The 18,155-nt window shown below is 72.9% G+C and carries 16 protein-coding genes; 8 read left to right on the top strand and 8 right to left on the bottom strand.

Annotated features, from left to right (window positions below; all coding sequences use genetic code 11):
- The first annotated feature begins 180 nt into the window (after positions 1 to 180).
- The 4 genes from ptsP to HP507_RS08640 all read left to right on the top strand — a co-directional run bounded on the left by ptsP (position 181) and on the right by HP507_RS08640 (position 5,128).
- Positions 181 to 1,836, top strand: a complete 1,656-nt coding sequence (gene ptsP / locus HP507_RS08625) for a phosphoenolpyruvate--protein phosphotransferase (RefSeq protein WP_175351380.1) — start codon at positions 181 to 183, stop codon at positions 1,834 to 1,836.
- Between the two features lie 63 nt (positions 1,837 to 1,899).
- Complete coding sequence (locus HP507_RS08630; protein ID WP_175351381.1) at positions 1,900 to 3,456, top strand: PTS mannitol transporter subunit IIBC; 1,557 nt, start codon at positions 1,900 to 1,902, stop codon at positions 3,454 to 3,456.
- 74 nt (positions 3,457 to 3,530) lie between these two features.
- Entirely contained in the window at positions 3,531 to 3,968 is a 438-nt protein-coding gene (locus HP507_RS08635) for a PTS mannitol transporter subunit IIA (RefSeq protein WP_175351382.1), read from the top strand.
- A complete protein-coding gene (locus HP507_RS08640; RefSeq protein ID WP_175351383.1) occupies positions 3,965 to 5,128 on the top strand; it encodes a mannitol-1-phosphate 5-dehydrogenase in 1,164 nt (387 codons plus the stop codon). Before HP507_RS08635 ends, HP507_RS08640 begins: the two co-directional genes overlap by 4 nt.
- Positions 5,129 to 5,201: 73 nt before the next feature.
- Here HP507_RS08640 and HP507_RS08645 read toward each other — a convergent pair whose 3' ends face one another.
- Genes HP507_RS08645 through HP507_RS08680 form a run of 8 tightly spaced genes read right to left on the bottom strand, consistent with a single transcriptional unit; the run spans position 5,202 to position 14,807 of the window.
- On the bottom strand, positions 5,202 to 5,807 hold the full coding sequence (locus HP507_RS08645; protein WP_175351384.1) for a hypothetical protein: 606 nt from the start codon (positions 5,805 to 5,807) through the stop codon (positions 5,202 to 5,204).
- On the bottom strand, positions 5,804 to 6,151 hold the full coding sequence (locus HP507_RS08650) for a hypothetical protein (RefSeq protein ID WP_175351385.1): 348 nt from the start codon (positions 6,149 to 6,151) through the stop codon (positions 5,804 to 5,806). Before HP507_RS08650 ends, HP507_RS08645 begins: the two co-directional genes overlap by 4 nt.
- Positions 6,141 to 10,169: a type VII secretion protein EccCa gene (eccCa, locus tag HP507_RS08655; RefSeq protein WP_175351386.1), complete on the bottom strand. Its 4,029-nt coding sequence runs from the start codon at positions 10,167 to 10,169 to the stop codon at positions 6,141 to 6,143. The genes HP507_RS08650 and eccCa overlap by 11 nt, the downstream gene beginning before the upstream one ends.
- Positions 10,166 to 11,026, bottom strand: coding sequence for a P-loop NTPase family protein (locus HP507_RS08660; RefSeq protein WP_175351387.1), 861 nt, complete (start codon positions 11,024 to 11,026; stop codon positions 10,166 to 10,168). Before HP507_RS08660 ends, eccCa begins: the two co-directional genes overlap by 4 nt.
- A gap of 2 nt (positions 11,027 to 11,028) precedes the next feature.
- Positions 11,029 to 12,396 carry an EsaB/YukD family protein gene (locus HP507_RS08665; protein ID WP_175351388.1) on the bottom strand — a complete coding sequence of 456 codons (1,368 nt, stop codon included), beginning with the start codon at positions 12,394 to 12,396 and terminating at the stop codon, positions 11,029 to 11,031.
- The gene (locus HP507_RS08670) at positions 12,393 to 12,635 is read right to left on the bottom strand and encodes a hypothetical protein (protein WP_175351389.1); all 243 of its coding nucleotides are present in this window, start codon (positions 12,633 to 12,635) and stop codon (positions 12,393 to 12,395) included. Before HP507_RS08670 ends, HP507_RS08665 begins: the two co-directional genes overlap by 4 nt.
- Positions 12,619 to 13,728, bottom strand: a complete 1,110-nt coding sequence (locus tag HP507_RS08675) for a DUF6177 family protein (RefSeq protein WP_175351390.1) — start codon at positions 13,726 to 13,728, stop codon at positions 12,619 to 12,621. Before HP507_RS08675 ends, HP507_RS08670 begins: the two co-directional genes overlap by 17 nt.
- Positions 13,725 to 14,807 carry an FHA domain-containing protein gene (locus tag HP507_RS08680; protein WP_175351391.1) on the bottom strand — a complete coding sequence of 361 codons (1,083 nt, stop codon included), beginning with the start codon at positions 14,805 to 14,807 and terminating at the stop codon, positions 13,725 to 13,727. Before HP507_RS08680 ends, HP507_RS08675 begins: the two co-directional genes overlap by 4 nt.
- A 137-nt stretch (positions 14,808 to 14,944) precedes the next feature.
- Here HP507_RS08680 and HP507_RS08685 point away from each other — a divergent pair, with 137 nt between their 5' ends.
- The 4 genes from HP507_RS08685 to HP507_RS08700 are packed head-to-tail and all read left to right on the top strand — an operon-like array spanning position 14,945 to position 18,116.
- The gene (locus tag HP507_RS08685) at positions 14,945 to 15,280 is read left to right on the top strand and encodes a WXG100 family type VII secretion target (protein WP_175351392.1); all 336 of its coding nucleotides are present in this window, start codon (positions 14,945 to 14,947) and stop codon (positions 15,278 to 15,280) included.
- A gap of 29 nt (positions 15,281 to 15,309) precedes the next feature.
- Positions 15,310 to 15,627, top strand: coding sequence for a pore-forming ESAT-6 family protein (locus HP507_RS08690; protein WP_175351393.1), 318 nt, complete (start codon positions 15,310 to 15,312; stop codon positions 15,625 to 15,627).
- Between the two features lies 1 nt (position 15,628).
- Positions 15,629 to 16,012, top strand: a complete 384-nt coding sequence (locus HP507_RS08695) for a DUF6507 family protein (protein WP_175351394.1) — start codon at positions 15,629 to 15,631, stop codon at positions 16,010 to 16,012.
- Between the two features lie 28 nt (positions 16,013 to 16,040).
- Positions 16,041 to 18,116 (top strand): hypothetical protein, encoded by a 2,076-nt coding sequence (locus tag HP507_RS08700; RefSeq protein ID WP_175351395.1) that lies wholly within the window; start codon positions 16,041 to 16,043, stop codon positions 18,114 to 18,116.
- The last annotated feature ends 39 nt before the right edge of the window (positions 18,117 to 18,155 follow it).

Consider the following 18,155-nt stretch of genomic DNA (forward strand, 5'->3'; position numbering starts at 1 on the left):
TTCGGCCGCCAGACGCAAACGGGCATCTGTTTCTGCATTTTTATCCCCGGATGTGTTTGTTTGTCAACGCGGATCGGGGTATGGTGCTGCTCAAGCCGCACCGGCGGGGTCCCGTCTCCGCGTCGCGCGCACCGAACGAACCACCCCACCGCAAGCGCGTGTGAGATGAAGGAGTCTCGAATGTCCGAACTGCTCGGCACCGGCGTCGGCCGCGGCGTCGCCCACGGCCCCGTGCTCCGGATGGCGGACCCGCTCGGCGAGCCGTCGACCGCGGCGCTCGAGGGTTCGGCGGACGACGCGAAGCAGGCCGTGCACGTGGCGCTCTCCCACGTGGCGGAAGACCTCAACAAGCGCGGACAGCTGGCCGGCGGCGACGCCCAGGCCGTGCTCGAGGCGCAGGCGCTCATGGCGCAGGACCCGACGCTCCTCGACGACGTGCACGCCCGCATCGACGGTGGCACCAACGCCGAGCGCGCCGTGTACGAGGCGTTCGGGCAGTTCCGCGACCTGCTCGTCGGCATGGGCGGCTACATGGGGGAGCGCGCGGCGGACCTCGACGACGTGGCGCAGCGCATCGTCGCGAAGCTCCGCGGCGTCCCGGCCCCGGGCGTGCCCGAGTCGGACACCCCCTTCGTGCTCGTCGCCCGCGACCTCGCGCCGGCCGACACCGCGCTCCTGGACCTCGACAAGGTCCTCGCGCTCGTCACCCGTGACGGCGGCCCGACCTCGCACACCGCGATCCTCGCCCGCGCCAAGGGCATCACCGCGATCGTCGGCGTCGCCGGTGCCGACACCCTGACCGACGGGCAGCACGTCGTGGTCGACGCCGTCGCCGGAACGGTCACCACCGACCCGTCCGACGCGCTCGTGGCCGAGGTCGAGCGGCGCATCGCCGACCGTCTCGCCGCGGCAGCCGCACCCATCACCGCCGGTGCCCTCGCCGACGGTCACACCGTCCCCCTGCTCGCGAACCTCGGCAGCCCGGCCGACGCCGCGGGTGCCGTTGCTCTCGGTGCGGAGGGCGTGGGGCTCTTCCGCACCGAGTTCCTCTTCCTCGACTCGCCGACCGCCCCGACGGTCGAGCAGCAGACCGAGTCGTACCGGCAGCTGCTCGAGGCGTTCCCGGGCAAGAAGGTCGTCGTCCGCGCGCTCGACGCCGGCGCCGACAAGCCCCTGCCGTTCCTCACCGACAAGGACGAGGAGAACCCGGCACTCGGCCGTCGTGGGCTCCGGGCACTCCGCAACCACCCCGAGGTCCTGCGCGACCAGCTCACCGCGCTCGCCCAGGCCGACGCCGCGACCGAGGCCGACCTCTGGGTGATGGCCCCGATGGTCGCCGACGCCGAGGAGACCGCGTACTTCGTCGACCTCGCCCGTGAGCTCGGCATCCGCACCGCCGGCGTGATGGCCGAGGTCCCCTCGCTCGCGCTGATGGCCGAGCAGGTCTTCGGCACCGCCGACTTCGTGTCGATCGGCACGAACGACCTGACGCAGTACACGATGGCGGCCGACCGCATGCTCGGCACCGTCGCGTCCTACCAGGACCCGTGGCACCCCGCCGTCCTCCGGCTCGTCGCGCAGCTCGGCACCGCCGGACAGGCCGCCGGCAAGGCCGTGGGCATCTGCGGCGAGGCAGCAGCCGACCCGCTGCTCGCCGTCGTCCTCGTCGGCCTCGGCGCCACCACCCTCTCCATGACCCCCGCGGCCCTGGCCGACGTGCGCGCCGAACTCGGCAGGCACACGCTCGAACAGGCCCGCGAGATGGCGACGGCAGCACTCGCCGCGAGCACGGCGGCGGCCGCGAAGTCCGCCGCGGCCGCGGCGCACGCCGCCTGAGCCGACCAGCACCACCTCCCTTCACTCCGCAGCAGCAGCACCCCTCACAGAAAGTCACCGCACATGACAACGTCGTCCGTTGCAGCGCCCGACGCTCCCGCGAAGTCGCGGGGCGGCGCACGCGTCGCCGTTCAGAAGTTCGGCACGTTCCTCTCCGGCATGGTCATGCCCAACATCGCGATCTTCATCGCGTGGGGCATCATCACCGCCTTCTTCATCGAGACCGGTTGGACGCCAGTGGGCATCCTCGGCGGCTTCGGTGAGACGGGCGGCGTCGCGAACGTCGGCCTCGTCGGGCCGATCCTGACCTACCTCATCCCGCTCGCGATCGCGATCCAGGGTGGCCGGATGATCTACGAGACCCGCGGCGCGGTGGTCGGTTCGATCATGACCATGGGCGTCATCATCGGCGCCAACGGCACCACGATGATCCTCGGCGCGATGATCTGCGGGCCGCTCGGTGCGTACCTCATCAAGCAGGTCGACAGGATCTGGGACGGCAAGATCAAGCCGGGCTTCGAGATGCTGGTGAACAACTACGCGGCCGGCATCCTCGGCTTCGGGCTCGCGATGGCCGGGTTCTTCTGGCTCGCACCGCTGTTCAAGCTCATCGCCGAGGGCCTCGGCGACGTGGTGAACTTCCTCGTCCAGCACTCGCTGCTCCCGCTCGCCAGCGTGATCATCGAGCCGGCGAAGGTGTTCTTCCTCAACAACGCCATCAACCACGGCGTGCTCGACCAGCTCGGCGCGCAGCAGGTCCAGGAGTCCGGCAAGTCGATCCTGTTCCTCCTCGAGGCGAACCCCGGCCCCGGTCTCGGCATCCTCCTCGCGTTCACGTTCTTCGGTGTCGGCATCGCCCGCTCGACCGCTCCCGGCGCGATCATCATCCAGTTCCTCGGCGGCATCCACGAGATCTACTTCCCGTACGTGCTGCAGAAGCCGGTCCTGTTCATCGCCGTGATCCTCGGCGGTGCCACGGGTGTCGCGACCAACGTCGCGTTCCACTCCGGCCTCGTCGCTCCGGCATCCCCGGGGTCGATCTTCGCGGTGCTCGGCGCGACGGCGAAGGACAGCTTCCTCGGCGTCATCCTGTCGGTCGTCCTGTCCGCGGCGGTCTCCTTCGCGGTGGCGTCCTTCTTCCTCATCGCGACCCGCAAGCGCGACCTCGCGAACGGCGGCGGCGACATGAGCGCCGCGATGGCCAAGCTCCAGGCGAACAAGGGCCGCGACGTGAACGCCGCGACGGCGGGTCTGCTCGGCAACAACTCCCCGGCGAACGAGCAGGAGTCCGAGGCCGCCCTGGGTGGCGTCGGTGCCGGCACCACCACGGCCACGAAGACCGTCCACAACGTGGTCTTCGCCTGCGACGCCGGCATGGGCTCGAGCGCGATGGGCGCCAGCGTCCTCCGCAACAAGGTCAAGAAGGCCGGCATCGAGGGCGTCACGGTCGTGAACAAGGCGATCGCGAACCTCTCGGGTGACGAGGACCTCATCATCACCCAGGAGGAGCTGACGGACCGCGCACGGCAGAAGAACCCGAACGCGCAGCACGTTTCGGTCGGCAACTTCATGAACGCCCCGCAGTACGACCAGGTCGTCGAACAGCTCAAGAACCAGTAACGAAGTGCAGTATCGGAGGGGACGGCGGAAGCCGTCCCCTCCATCACGTCCGTCGAGAACAAGGAGAACCACCGATGCCCGTCCTGCAGGAGAGCCAGGTCCGCATCCACACCGAGGACACCGCACCGACGAAGTCGGAGGCGATGAAGGAGGCGGCCGAGATCCTCGAGGCTGCAGGCGCGGTCACGGCGGACTACTACCCGGCGATGCTCGAGCGCGAGAAGAGCGTCTCGACCTACATGGGCAACTTCCTCGCGATCCCGCACGGCACGAACGACGCGAAGGACGCCATCAAGTCGTCGGCGCTCTCGTTCATCCGCTACGCCACCCCGATCGACTGGGACGGCAACCCCGTCCGCTTCGTCGTCGGCATCGCGGGCGTCAACAACGAGCACCTCGACATCCTGTCCAAGATCGCGATCGTGTTCTCCGACGAGGACGAGGTCCAGAAGCTGACCGACGCCCCCGACACGGCAGCGATCCTCTCGATCCTCGGTGAGGTGAACGAGTGAGCACGGAGCGCGGCACCGCCGTCCACTTCGGCGCGGGCAACATCGGTCGCGGCTTCGTCGGGCTGCTTCTGCACGAGGCCGGGTACGAGGTCGTCTTCGCCGACGTCGCCGCACCGCTCATCGACGCGCTGGCGGCCGCCGACTCGTACACCGTGCACGAGGTCGGTGCGAACGCGACCGACCACGTCGTCACGAACTTCCGCGCGCTGAACAGCGCGCAGGACGAGGCCGGTGTCGTCGCGGAGATCGCGAAGGCGTCGATCGTCACCTGCGCGGTCGGCCCGAACGTCCTGAAGTTCATCGCCCCCGTGATCGCCGCCGGACTCGAGGCCCGCCCGGCCGACGCCGCGCCGCTGGCCGTCATGGCGTGCGAGAACGCCATCAACGCGACCGACCGGCTCCGCGAGTTCATCGTCGACGCCCTGCCGTCGGACACCCGTGACCGGACGCTCGCCAAGGCGGTGTTCGCGAACACGGCCGTGGACCGCATCGTCCCCGCCCAGCCCGAGGGCGCCGGCCTCGACGTCACCGTCGAGACCTACTTCGAGTGGGCCATCGACCGCACCCCGTTCGGCGGCGCCGAGCCGGAGATCCCGGGCGTGCACTACGTCGACGGCCTCGCGGCGTCGATCGAGCGCAAGCTCTTCACGGTCAACACGGGCCACGCCACGGTCGCGTACCACGGCTTCCTCGCCGGGGCGGACAAGATCTCCGACGCGCTCGCGATCCCCGCGGTCCGCTCGGAGCTCGAGTCCGTGCTCGCCGAGACGAGCGACCTGCTCGTCCGCCGCCACGCCCTCGATCCCGAGGTGCACCGGGCGTACGTCGAGGCCATCATCGGCCGGTTCGAGAACCCGCACCTGCCCGACACCGTGACGCGGGTGGGACGCCAGCCGCTCCGGAAGCTGTCCCGCGACGAGCGCTTCGTCTCGCCCGCAGCCGCCCTGGCGGAGGACGGCACCGAGCCGACGGCGCTCCTCGACGCCATGGGTGCGGCGCTGCGGTTCGACGTCGCGGACGACGAGCAGAGCGTCGCGCTGCAGGCGCTCCTGCGCTCGGACAAGACCGACGCGGTCATCGCGAGCGAGATCACCGGGCTCGACGAGCAGCACCCGCTGCACGCCGCGTTCGCGGACCGGGTGCGGTCGGCGCGCGCCTAGCGACGTTCCCGCCTGTCGGACTGGAGGCGCGGTGCCGGCTGGCACCGCGCCTCCAGTCCGTCCTCGGGTGCCGTCACCAGCCGAGCGCGGCCAGGAGCTCCGACATCGTCGTGACGGCGGGGCGGCCGAGACCGGCCACCTCGATCCGGCCGGGCCGCGCGAGCGAGCGGTCCGCCCGGAGCACGAAGACCGCGGCGACGCCGGTCTCGTGGACCGGCCGCGGGTCGACCGTGGTCGGCTTCGCGGCACGGTCCACGAGCACGACCACCGAACGGCCGAGCAGCGTCGGATCGGGTTCGTGCGCGATCGAGGCGAGCGCCGCCCGCACGTCCGCGACGCCGTCGGCGGTGGCCCGGCCGACCACGACGAGGCAGTTCTCGGGCGTCGCGGCCAGCGCGGCGGCCGGACCGAGGTGCGCGCCCATGTCGTGCACGGTGACGCGTGACGTGGCCGGTTCGAGCGCGGGGAGGCGTGCCGCGAGCTCCCCACCCGAGTGGTCCGTCGCCTGCACGACCACGCCGAGTCGTCCGCCGACCGCGTCCGCGAGGAGCGCGGCGACCGTCGTCGTACCGGTCCCACCGGCGACGCCCGTGACGAGCACCGTCCGGGCGCGCTGCAGGGCTGCGCGACGCGAGGGCATCGGCGGGAGCGGAGCCGAGCCCGGTCGCGGCGTGCTCACGAGCCGTCCTCCACGATCACCTGTGCACCCACCGCCGCGGCGAACGCGCGGGCGATCGCGATGCCCACGTCGCCGTCGGCGCCCCACGGCGCCCATGCCTCGGTCCACCAGAGGGGACCGTCGGCCGACGCCCGCGGGGCGAGCCGGGCGACCTCGGCGACGTTCTCGACGAACTCCGGCCCCTGCACGCTGAGCACGGCCGAGCCCCGGCGGTCGACGATCTCCGTGACGGCACCGTTCTCGAGCGTCCGGACGCGCAGGTCCGGGGCGATGCCTGCACCGGCGTCGACGAACGCGGCGAGCTCGGGTTCTCGGGTCGACAGGATCAGGACGTCACGGGGCATCGACGGCTCCCTTCGGGTCGAGGACGGTCGTCTGGCCGGCGGGGTCGGCCTGTGCGGGAACCGGTGCTGGAGCGGAGGGGAAGTGCGCCACCTGCACGATGCGGGGAGCGGTGCCGCGGCGCACGAGACGGCCACGACCGGGCGGGAACTGCTCGGCGTAGACCTTCGGGAACACCTGACCCTCCGACCGTTCACCACTGAGGACGAGTCCGGTGGCGCCGGAGTCCCTGATCGACTGGATCACCGTGTCGTACATCGCCCGGGCGGCACCGGCGACGGGGCGCGTGAGGACGACGTGCAGGCCGAGGTCCCGCGCGGACGGCAGGTACGGCATGAGCGGCGCGAGCGGGTCGGTGCCGGCGGACGCGACGATGTCGTAGTCGTCCACGAGCACCACGATCCGTGGACGGGGTCCCGTGGAGGTGCCGGCGGCGCGCTGCTCGAGCTCGGCCGCGATGGCGGCGGCGAGCCCGCGGGCGTCCCGGCCGTTGGCCGCGTGACCACCGAGGAAGTCGTCGGGCGTCCCCGCCGCCGCGCCACCGCGGACGTCCATGAACGCGAGCACGAGCTCGTCCGGGGTCGCCCGGTCCATGAACCCGGCGGCGAGGCCGCGCAGGAGCGCGGTCTTGCCGCTCGCCGTGTCGCCGAACACCAGGAGGTGCTGGTCCACCGCGGGGTCGAACGCCACGAAGTCCATCGTGTCCTGGCGGAGGGCGAACGGCACGGTGGACGGGGTCGCGAGCGGGTCGGGCAGCTCGGCGGGGTCGAACGACTCGGGGAGCAGGCGGATCGGTGCCGCCGCCGGGCCGCCCCAGCTGTCCGCGACGCGCTGGGCGAGGGCGGCGAGCTCGTCGCCGACAGCGCCGTCGTCCACGTCGTCGAGCACCGGCAGCGCGACCTGGCCGAACAGCTCGTCGCCGGTGAGCACACGCCCGGGCTCGCCCGACTTCAGGGTGGCCGCCGCCGCCCGGGCGATGGTCGAGTCGGCGGGGTCGTTGAGCCGCAGCTCGAACCGCTGCCCGATGAGCGGCTGGTTCGCGAGCCGCAACTCGTTCCAGCGGGTGAGCGCCACGACGACGTGGATGCCGAAGCTCCCGCCGCGCTGGAGCAGATCGCCGAACGCGTCCTCGAGCTCCTCGAACTCGGTGCGCATCACACCGAAGCCGTCGACGAGCAGCACGACGTCGGCCGACCCCAGCTCGGGCACCCGGCCGGCGGCGTGCCGGCTGCGGAGCATCGCGAGCGAGTCGATGCCGTGGTCGCGGAACACGCGCTCCCGGAGGCGGATCATCGCCTGCAGCTCCTCGACGAGTCGGAGCAGGCGGTTCCGGTCCGAGCGGGTCGCGACGCCGCCGACGTGCGGGAAGCCCTCGATCCGGCCCAGACCGCCGCCGGCGAGGTCCATGCCGTACACGCTCACCTGGCGGGGCGTCGTCGTCAGCGCGATCGACGCCGCCACCGAGCGCAGGAACGTCGTGCGGCCGGAGCCCGGGGCGCCGATGACCGCGACGTGCCCGCCGCCCTGCGTCAGGTCGAGCATCCACGGGCGCTGCCGCTGGCGTGCGGGATCGTCGAGCAGCCCGATGGGCACCGTGATCCCGGCGGGGTCGACCGCGGCGTTCGGGTCGAGCACGGCGCCGAGCGCCAACCGGGTCGGCAGGGGTGGGAGCCACACGGGCGTGGTGGCGCGGTCGCCGCGGCCGAGGCGTTCGACCGCCTCGTCGACGACGCTGCGACCGACGTCGGGGGACTCGAGGGTCGCCTCGCCGGGTTCGTCGTCCTCGGTCGCGAGGGTGTTGTACACGGGGAGCTCGAACGGCTCGGGCGCCGCGTCGGCGGACGTCACCGCGGCGGCAGCGGCGGGTGTGGCGTCCTCCACCGGGCCGGAGACGTAGCCGGACCGGAAGCGGGTGTACACGCTGGTGTCGACCTTGAGGTACCCGTACCCGGGCACCGCCGGCAGGTGGAAGGCGTCCCCGGTGTCGAGGACGACCTGGCTCTCCGCCTCCGAGAACGTGCGCAGGCCGAGACGGTACGACAGGTACGTGTCGAGCCCGCGGAGCTTGCCGGCCTCGATGCGCTGGCTCGACAGGAGCAGGTGCACGCCGATGGACCGGCCGATGCGGCCGATCATGAGGAGGAGGTCGACGAACTCGGGCTCCGCCGTGAGCAGCTCGCCGAACTCGTCGATGACCAGCACGAGGTGCGGCATCGGCGGCAGCTCGGGGCGGTGCGTCCGGAGCTCGCGGTAGTGCGTGATCGACGGAGCGGCCCCGGCGTCGCGGAGCATCTCCTGACGACGGCGGACCTCGCCCGCGATCGACGCCCGGGCCCGACGGGTGAGCTGTGGGTCGTCGGCGAGGTTGTCGATGAGGCCGGCGACGTGCGGCAGCCGGGCGAACGGCGCGAACGCCGCGCCGCCCTTGTAGTCGACGAGGATCATCGCGAGGTCCTCCGGCGGGTGCGACACCGCGAGCCCGAGGACGAGCGTGCGGAGCATCTCGCTCTTCCCGGAACCGGTCGCACCGATGCAGATGCCGTGCGGCCCCATGCCGAGCTGCGCGGACTCCTTGAGGTCGAGCAGCAGCGGTGCGCCGAAGTCGTCGACGCCGATGGGCACCCGGAGGAAGTCGCGCGGGGAGCGCGGGCGCCAGGACAGCTCCGGGTCGATCGTCGTGACGTCGTCGACGCCGAGCAGGTCGGTGACACCGATCGCGGCCGACGACTCGGAGCGTTCCTCGGCGTCCGCGGACAGGCGCAGGGGCGCGAGGGCGCGGGCGACGGCCGTCACCAGGGTCGGGGCGACGGGGTCGCAGACGGCGGTCTGCACCGGGGCGGGTTCGCCCTCCGCCACGTCGCGCGCGTCGACGATCTCGAGCGACGTCGCACCGGGGGCCTCCGATCGCGCCGTCACCCGGACGCGGACGTCCGACGGCTCGTGCAACCGGTCGGCGACGAGGTGGACCACCGTGATCCGCAGGTCCTCCGGCCGGGTCTCGCCCTCGGGCAGCGCGAGCGGAACGGCGACGCTGCCGTGCTCGTCCGCGAACACCACGAGTCGGGGCAGGTCGCTGCGCTTCGCGGAGTCGCCCGACCGGCGGTACATCGCGGCGGTCCGGGCACGTTCCCCGAGCTCGGCGGCGAGTGTCCGTGCGAGCGCCGGGACGTCCTCGGCCACCCGGCGGGCCCGGAGCGGCCCGTCGAAGGTGCGGTCCATCCGGGCGTGCGGGAGCAGGTCGAACCAGTCCCAGTCGTCGGCGCGCTCGGCCGGGAAGGCCGCGGCGAGGTGCAGGTCCTCGGGCGCGTGGAGGGCGGCCAGCTGGGCGACGAGCGCCCGCGCGACGTCGAGCACGGCGGCGCGGTCACCGACGACGGAGACGTCCCCGGCGTCGTCGAGCCGTATCGCGATCGGCATCGCGTGCACCGTGCCGTAGTGCGCGGCGACCTGCTCGAGCTCGGCGAGCATGAGCGGGTCGAGCGGCTGCACCGGGTTCTGGTCCGGCGGCACGGTCAGGTCGAGCCACGCCACGTCGCCCGACCCGACCCGCACGCGCAGGAAGTCGCCGTGCGCGCGCCGACGTTCCCACAGCCGGGCCGGGTCGCCGACGAGCCGGGGGAGCGTGTCGGGCGACGGGTCGACGTGCTCGGCGCGTTCGCGGACCGCGGTCGTCCGGGCGCGCAGGTCGCCGCGGAGCTCCTCGAGGTAGTCGAGGTAGCGCTCGCGCTGCGTGCGGCGGTTGCGGACGGCGTTGCCGCGCTGCGTGAACGCCATGCCGAGGCCGCCGACGAGGGCGACGACGAACACCAGCGCCGCGACGACCATGAGCACGGGGTTGTTGCCGCGCAGCACGACCATCATGACGACCGACGAGATCGCGCCGACGACCGGCAGCAGCGACTGCAGCGGGATGCCGCCGCTCGGCCCCTCCGGCAGCTGCGGCGGCGGCGCGAGCTGTTCCGCGTCCGGCCGGACGAGCGGTGTGGAGACCCGAGCGGGCCGGTGCACGATGCGGTTCACCGGGTCGCCTCCGGGATGGTGTCGGTCGGTGCCCAGCGGCGGTCGACGGCCGCGTCCACGAGGGCCGCGGTCAGCTGGATGAGGGCGATGCGCGATGCGGTGGGGCGGTCGCCCCCGCTCGTGACGCTCGGGTCGCTCGGGACCGGGTGCACCGCGTGGTCGGGCCACTCGGCCGCGGTCCGGGCCGCGCGGAGGCCGGCTCCGGTGGTGTCGACCGGCACGACGAGCACCCGTGCGTCGGGTGCGTGCCGCCGGATCGCGTCGGCGTGCGCCACGCCCTCCTCGACGGCGGGCCGCTCGGGTCCGGTGACGAGGGCGACGACGTGCGCGTCGGCGGCGACGGCGCCGAGGTCGACGAAGGGGCTTCGGGATCCCCAGTCGCCGACGACGACGTCGAAGAACCGGGCGATCGGGTCGACGGCGTCCGTCCAGTCCGCGGGTGCGGCCTGTCGGGTCGGGAGGCGCGGATCACCGATCCGGAGCACGTGCAGTCCCGAGGGGGTCACCGCCAGACCGTCGGTCGCGTCCCAGGACGTGCGCGCGGCACTGCGGCGGTCCGAGGGCGGTGTCGGCGAGGTGCGCTCGGCACCCGCGTGCACCGCGAAGGACCGGAGGCCCGCCGCGCCGTCGACGCCAAGCACGCGGCCGGACCGTCGGCGTGCCAGCACCGTGGCGACGGTGGCCGCGGTCGCGGAGCACCCGGTCCCGCCGCGCAGCGACGCGAACGCGATCCGCCGGCTCGTCGGGACACCCTGCCGGATCGCCCGGTGCGCGTCGTCGAGGTCACGGGCGCCGCCGGCCACGCTGCCGAAGAACGCCCGTCCGAGCGCAGGGACCACGTCGTCGAAGAGCCGCATCGTCAGAAGGTCTCCAGCAGGGCGGCGAACAGGCCGAACGTGCCGAGGAGCAGGGGCAGCGTGACGACGACGGCGATGGTCTCGAGCACGTTGCCGAGGGATCGCAGCCGGGCACGCTGGTGGGCCGCCGGCCGGAGCCCGGCGAGCAGCGCGCCGGCGACCGCGAGCCCGGCGAGCGCACCGAGGACCTGGACGGGTGCGGTGGCGGCGTGGCCGACGAGGCCGAGGACCGCTGCGACGACCACGGCGCTCCAGAGCAGCACGCCCTGCAGGGTCAGCGGGAAGGCGCGCGTGCGGAGTGCGGCGACGACCACGACCGCGGTGCCGAGTCCGATGGCCCACGGGTCCTGGTCGGCGACGAGCGCGGCCCCGGCGAGCGCGATCGGCGCCGCGACCGCCGCGGTGGTCCAGTCCAACGCCCGGTACGCGTCGTCGAGGGCGGTGACCACGCGGTCACGCGCCACCGGTTCGCCGCCGCTGACCCGGTCGTCGAGTCCGGTGAGACCGGCGGAGGACATGGCGGCCGACGGCAGCAGGCCGCACGCGACGACGGCGGCGATCGCGACGACGCCCCAGCCGGCTGCCTGCGGAGCCGGGGTCAGCCAGGTCACCATCCCGAGCAGGGGGAGCACGACGCCGACGACGGAGGCGATGCCGATCGTCCTGGTGCGCTGGCCGATGCCGAGCCCGAGGCCGAGCGCGATCCAGGCCCAGACGAGCACGACCGCCGCGATCATCGCGGGCTCGTCACCGTCGCGCCCGACGGCCGGGCCGACCGCGAGGCCGATCGGCAGCGCCAGACCGGTGGCCGCCGCGGTGAGGGCGATGCCGGTCCAGCGTGCACCGGCGCGCCCGGCGATGAGTGCGGCGATCGCGAGGACGACCCCGCTTCCGGCGAGCACGGACGGCAGCAGCGCGGGGGAGACGGTCCCACCGTCGAACGCGGCCCGCACCGAGGCGACGGTGAACGCGGCGACCACCAGGGTGCCGACGACGGACGCGGTGGCACCGACGGCACCCGCGGCCACGGCCTGTCGTGCCGCGGTGCCCCAGCCGTCCGAGCGACGGGCGAGGGAGTCCGCGACGGCGTCCGTGACGTCGGAGACCTCCGGCGGCGGCGGCGCATCCGCACGGCGGACCAGGTGCAGGACCTCGCCGTCGGCGATCTCCTGGGTGGCGGCGTCCGCCGCGAGCGAGACCTCTTCCCCGGTGACGCGCACGAGGGCGACCGGGTGGGCGCTGTCGGCGATCGGCTCGTCGAGGATGTCGACCAGGCGCGGCAGGAGACCGGCGAACGGTTCGTCGGACGCGACGACGACGTCGGCGCGACGGCCGGCGCCGACGACGGTCACGCGGGTGAAGTCGGTCACTTGGTCTCCTGTTGCTGTTGCTGCTGGGCTGCCTGCTGGGCGAGCGCGTTCGTGACGAACGAGTACCCGAGGCACCCGACGCCGACGACCGCGGCGAGCACCACGCTGCCGATGAACCGCTTCACGTTGTCGTTCACGAGGCGGCGGTCGGCGAGTCGCCCGAGCACGAACGCCTGTCGGAGCCGGCGCCGGTGCGTGGCGACGCTCTCCAGCAGGATCGAGTCACTGTTCCGCGGCACGCTGCACCTGCTCCCTCGTCCGGTCGTCCATCCCCACTGCTTCCGCCACGCGGTCGTCGCCGATGTGCCCGATCACGGCGGCGAGTTCCTCGACCGGGTTCCGGTCCCGCTGGCGGCCGAACGGCAGCACGAGCGCGGGGATCCGGGGCTTGCCCGCCACCACGGCGCCGAACCGGCCGCGCATGTCGTCGGGGTCGAGGCCGAGCTGCCGGACCGCCGGTGCCCCGAGGAGCATGGCCACCGGGACGGGTGGCGGCACCAGGCACGGCGCCTGCGCGAGGTCGGCGCGGCCGGGACGGCGGAGCACGAGGGCGAACAGCGGCAGCTGCGTCGCGGCGAGCCTGCCGAGGACCTGGGGCACCGCGGCGACCCGCATCCCGGACAGCGTGTCACCGGGGGCACCGACCGACAGCAGGCCCGTCGTGAGCTCCTCGACGCCGTGCTCGGTGCGCTGTGCCGTGACGGTCAGGGCGACCGGTGCCGCGGCGGACCCCACGGCGGTGAACCGGGTCGGGTCCGGCATCCGCTCGCGGGCGGCCGCGGTGAGTGCGTGCCGGTCCCAGGGACGCCCGGCCGGTTCGTGGGTGCCCCAGCCCGTCGGAGCGGCTCCGGCGAGTTCCGTCGCGAACAGCTCCGTCGTCGTGCCGAGGACCGTCTCGGCGGCGGCGCGGTGCCGCACCGAGGCCGATACGACGAGCTGGTCGGCGGTCGGCTGCTGCGGGCGCAGGTACCCGACGGCGACCTCGTCGACCGAAGTGGGAGGGCCGAGGCGCACGGCGTCCGTGAACTCGACGAGCCGGCGTCCGTCGAGCCCGTTGCGCAATCCGTCGTCGCCGCGGACGACCCACGCCCCGCCGACCTCGACGAGGGCCTGCCGGAACGCCTCGGTGAGCACCGACAGACCGTCGGTGACGAGGATCGGACGGGCACCGGCGGACGCCGCCGTCCGGAGGACGTCGAGCTGCGCACGGCCGAGGCGCACGACCGCGGCGCGGCTCTCGATGCGGATGCTGCCGTCGCCGGCCGAGTCGACGAGCGGGTGCTTCGCGGTCGGACGTTCGTCGCCGGCCCGCGCGCCGGGGAACGGGTTCACGAGGCCGCCCCGACCCGGTCGACCACGAACGCGTGGTCGCCGATGCGCACGGACGATCCGGCGGCGACGGCGAGGTCGACGCCGGGCACGAGGTCCTCGAACGACGCGTCGGGTCGGACCACCGACGTCCCGTTCGTCGACCCCAGGTCGCGCAGCACCACGACGCCGTCGGCCTGCACGAGCGCGACGTGGGTCTTCGACAGCGTGCGGGAGAGGTCGGGCACCGCGACCGTCGCGACCCCCGGCTCGGCCTCGGGGTTGCGGCCGACGACGCACGTCCCGCGGAACCAGTGCACGGCGCCGGAATCGAACCGGAGCACGACGGCGTCCACCGGCACGGAGTCGTCGGCGACCGGTGCCGTCGGCGGCGGCACGACCGCGAAGGCGGGGGCTGGGGTGGACGCGGCGCCGGAACGACGGGTGGCGTCGAGACCGACCGGCACCGCGCCTCCCGGCAAGGGAGCGGAACCGGGACGCACGCCCGCCGACGCGGCCGCACCGAAGGCGGTGCCGAGCGCCGGGACGGCGGGGGAGAGCGGCTCACGACCGGTGCGGAGGGATGCGGTCAGCGTGCCGGTCGCCCCGGCCCACGGGCCGGAGCCGGACGCGCGACGGTGCGGACCGCCGCGCAGGCGCGCTATCTGCCGCACCGGTCCGGCCGGCAGGGCGTCGTCGACGTCGACGACCCGGGTGGCGAGCAGCAGGCCGCCCGGCCCACGACCGGTCCTGGAGGCGCGGATCACCACGATCACGGCCGTCACGACGACGCCGAGCACGGCTCCGGCGATCGCGGTTCCCACCGGGTCGGACGACGGGACGGCGGTGTGCGCGAGGAAGAGGAGGGCGGCGCCCGCGGCGGCACCGAGCAGGCACACGACGACGTCGACCAGTCGGGCGAGCGCCACCGTGCCGGTACCGGCGGACGCGACGTCGCGGAGGGCGTCGTAGCCGTCGGCGGCGACGGTCCGGCCGAGGAGCGCGCCGCAGTCGGTGCAGAACCGCTGCCCCTGCGTGGACGCGGCGCCGCAGCGTCCGCACGTCATGACCGGAACCACGGTCTCGACCACCATCGACGACATGCCTCACCTCCCATCGGCACGTCCGATCATGTCAGAAGGAGGGCCGACCGCGTGACGTGAGCGACCGACGTGGTCTAGGCTGCTGACGTTCGCTGTCACCCGTTGAGGGGTGGGGGGAAAGACAGAGAGGATGAGCGATGAAGTTCGCAATGGGGGCACAGGTCCTCACCAACCTGACCAAGCAGACGTCCGGCGCCTCCGGTGACCTCGGGACCCTGGTCCGCAGGCTCGCCGACTCGGCCGAGCCGCTGCAGGGCCGCTTCAACGGTGCCGGCCGTGCCGCGTTCGACCGCTTCAAGTCCGAGACGGACTCCATCGCCAACGAGCTGAACGGCGCGCTCTCGAGCGTGCTCCAGGGCATCTCGGGCATGGACCGCTCGTTCCACGAGGGCGACCAGGACATGGCGCAGTCCACGAGTTCGCTCGAGGGCAGCTCGAACTTCGACGCGGCCCGCTTCAGCGGCCGCGCCTGACGGATCTTCGGGGAGAGGGAGAGAACACCATGAGCGGTGGCAACCAGGCAGACCGTCGCGACTACGACGTCGCGGCGTCGCAGAACGCGCAGGACAACTTCAACGCGGTCGCGTCCCAGCTCGAGGCGCTCATCGCCCAGCGCGACTCGGACGTCAAGGCCGCGATGGCCGACTACCAGGCCGACGGCGTCTCGGACGAGTACCACGCCAAGGAGCAGCGGTGGAACACCGTCGCCGGCGAGGTCAAGCAGATCATCGCCACGCTGCGTGCGTCGCTGCAGTCGAACGACGAGTCGGCCCAGTCGGCGATCAGCAAGGCGAAGTCGGCCGTCGGCAACATCGGCTGACGTGGTCGACGGCTGGCGGGTCGACCCCGCGGGGGTGGAGAGCGTGCTGAACTCGGTCGCGAACCGCACGACGACGATGTCCACCGCGCTCGGCGGGTCCGAGGACGGCTCGGTGCAGGGTGTCGACACGATCGTGCAGGACGCCGCGACGGCCGCGGAGTCGCAGGTCATCGGCGAGGCGGTCGCCGGGTTCTTCGAGCACCGGAAGGCCACCCTCACCGGGATCCAGAACCGGATCCGTGCGTCGCTCCTCGGTGCCTCCGGGGCGACGAAGGCGATCATCGCCGGCGACGAGCACATGGCGGCCACCACGCAGGCGAACGCGGTGTCCGCCGCTTCGACCGGCGACTTCGCCGCCTTCGACGGCGCGCCGGGCGCGAACTAGCAACAGGCGATCAGGGGAGACAGCAGCGATGAGTGGGCTCGTCGACGTCGGAGCGATCCCGTACACCGACGTGGATCTCTCCGGGATCACCTCGGGTGCCGGGAAACTGCGGACCGTGGCGTCCGCGGTGCGCGACGGTACCGCGGACATCCACAGCGCGTGGACCCCCATCTCGCAGTCGTACGAGGGGCCGGGTGACCAGGAGCTGTACGACGCGATGACGCCGATCGTGCCGCAGGGCACGGCGTTCGGCGACGACCTGGAGAAGGTGGCGAAGGCGCTCGACGACTTCGTGACCGAGGTCACGCCGATCGTCGCGAAGCTGAAGACGTACGTGACGCGCGGCAACCAGCTGCAGGCCGATGTCAAGGCGCACGACGGCGCCTGGGACGAGGACGAGACCCTCAACGGCGAGAACAACGACATCATCAACGGCGTCGCGAACCAGGTCGTCGCCTACCAGGCCGCCGAACGCACGTGCGCGAACACCATCCGCGCCCTCGACTGCTTGGCGCCGCTCCACGCGATGAGCGGGGACGGGTCCGACGACCCGCTCGGCTACGGGTACAAGGAGCTCCCGATGGGCACGGAGCTGCCCTGGGGAACCGCCGAGGCCCGGAAGGAGAGCTGCGGCGAGAAGACGGTGCACTTCGTGCCGAACCTGCTCAAGGGCGTCGTCGTCGACGGCATCTGGGGGACGGTCCAGGGACTCGGCCAGCTCGTCGGCATCGACGGGACCGGCTGGCACCTCGACACCCTCACGGACTCCTGGAAGGCCATGGGCTCCCTGATCGGCTACAGCGCCGCCGACAACTCGTGGAGCTGGGGCAACGCGGGCGATGCCTGGAAGGGCCTCGGCAAGGCGACCGTCGGCTGGGACGAGTGGGCGAAGGACCCGGGCACGGCCGCGGGCCAGGCGATCTGGGGCATCGGCTCACTGCTCATCCCCGTCGCCGGTGAGGCCGGCAAGGTGGGCGCGCTCGGCAAGGTCGGCGAGGTCGCCGGCACCGTCGGCAAGGCCGGCAAGGTGCTCGACCTGGTCGACGCGGGTGCCTGGGCGTCCAAGGGCCTGACGTCGGTGCTGCCGAAGCTCGGCGACCTCAAGGGCGTCGTCTCCGCCGGGCTCGGGGACACCCTGCACGGCTTCACCGGCAAGATCGCGGACTTCAAGACCGGGCTCGGCGACTTCATGCACGGCCACCACGGGGGCGACGCCGAGGTCCCGCCGGCACGGTCCGAGTCGGGCGCCGATGCGAACGCGAACGCGCACGCGCACGCCGGTGGTTCGACGGTCGAGGCGCCGCCGGTGCGCGAGCCGGAGCTCGTCGGTGCCGGTGGGCACGGCGGGCACGGTGAGAGCACGACGACGCACGGTGGCGGCGACGGCGCTGGACACGGGAGCTCGGGCGACAGCGGTGCTGGCCACGGCGGTGCGGGGCACGCTACCGGCGGTGACCACGGGGCGAACGGACACGGTGCTGGTGACGCCCACTCGTCGCCCGGCGGCGAGCAACAGAGCGGTACGGGCGACGGTCCGTCGGGCCACGGTGACGGCGGGAACGATCCGTCATCACCGGACTTCGACCGTGAACTCCCCGCCACGTCTCCCGTTCCGCACGATCAGAGTCAAGCGGCTTGGGACAGCGGAGACGGTGTCGTCAACACCCTCGAGTACCACGACCGACCGAACATCGAGACTCCGATCGGGCACACCGACCTGGACACTGCGGACCTCCGAACCCCACCTGGTGGTGCTGTGTTCTGGTCCGGCCGCACCGGCGACATCGGCGGGATGGGAGTGGCGGGAGGCATCGCGACGGAGCACGGCGGTTCGACGTTGGAACAGCTGTTGCTCAAGAACGACATCCACATGCCCGAGTACGACGCCCGCAAGCCGGAGACGGTGGAAGCATGGAAAACCGTCTCGGAGAAGTTCGCCGAAGGTGCCAGCGGCGAGGTACACCTGGTCGGTGGAACAGGGATCAGACCCACCAGTATCTGGGTGACGCGCGAATTCGAGGCCCTGAAGAACAACCCTGCCGTCACGAAGATCGTGCAGGTCGATCCGGCATCCGGGTACACCCGGGTGATCTGGCCCGAGTGAAAGGAAACCCGTTGGTCGTCGATGCCGCCCTCAGTCAGG

This window comes from Curtobacterium pusillum (assembly GCF_013359865.1).
Taxonomy (GTDB): domain Bacteria; phylum Actinomycetota; class Actinomycetes; order Actinomycetales; family Microbacteriaceae; genus Curtobacterium; species Curtobacterium pusillum.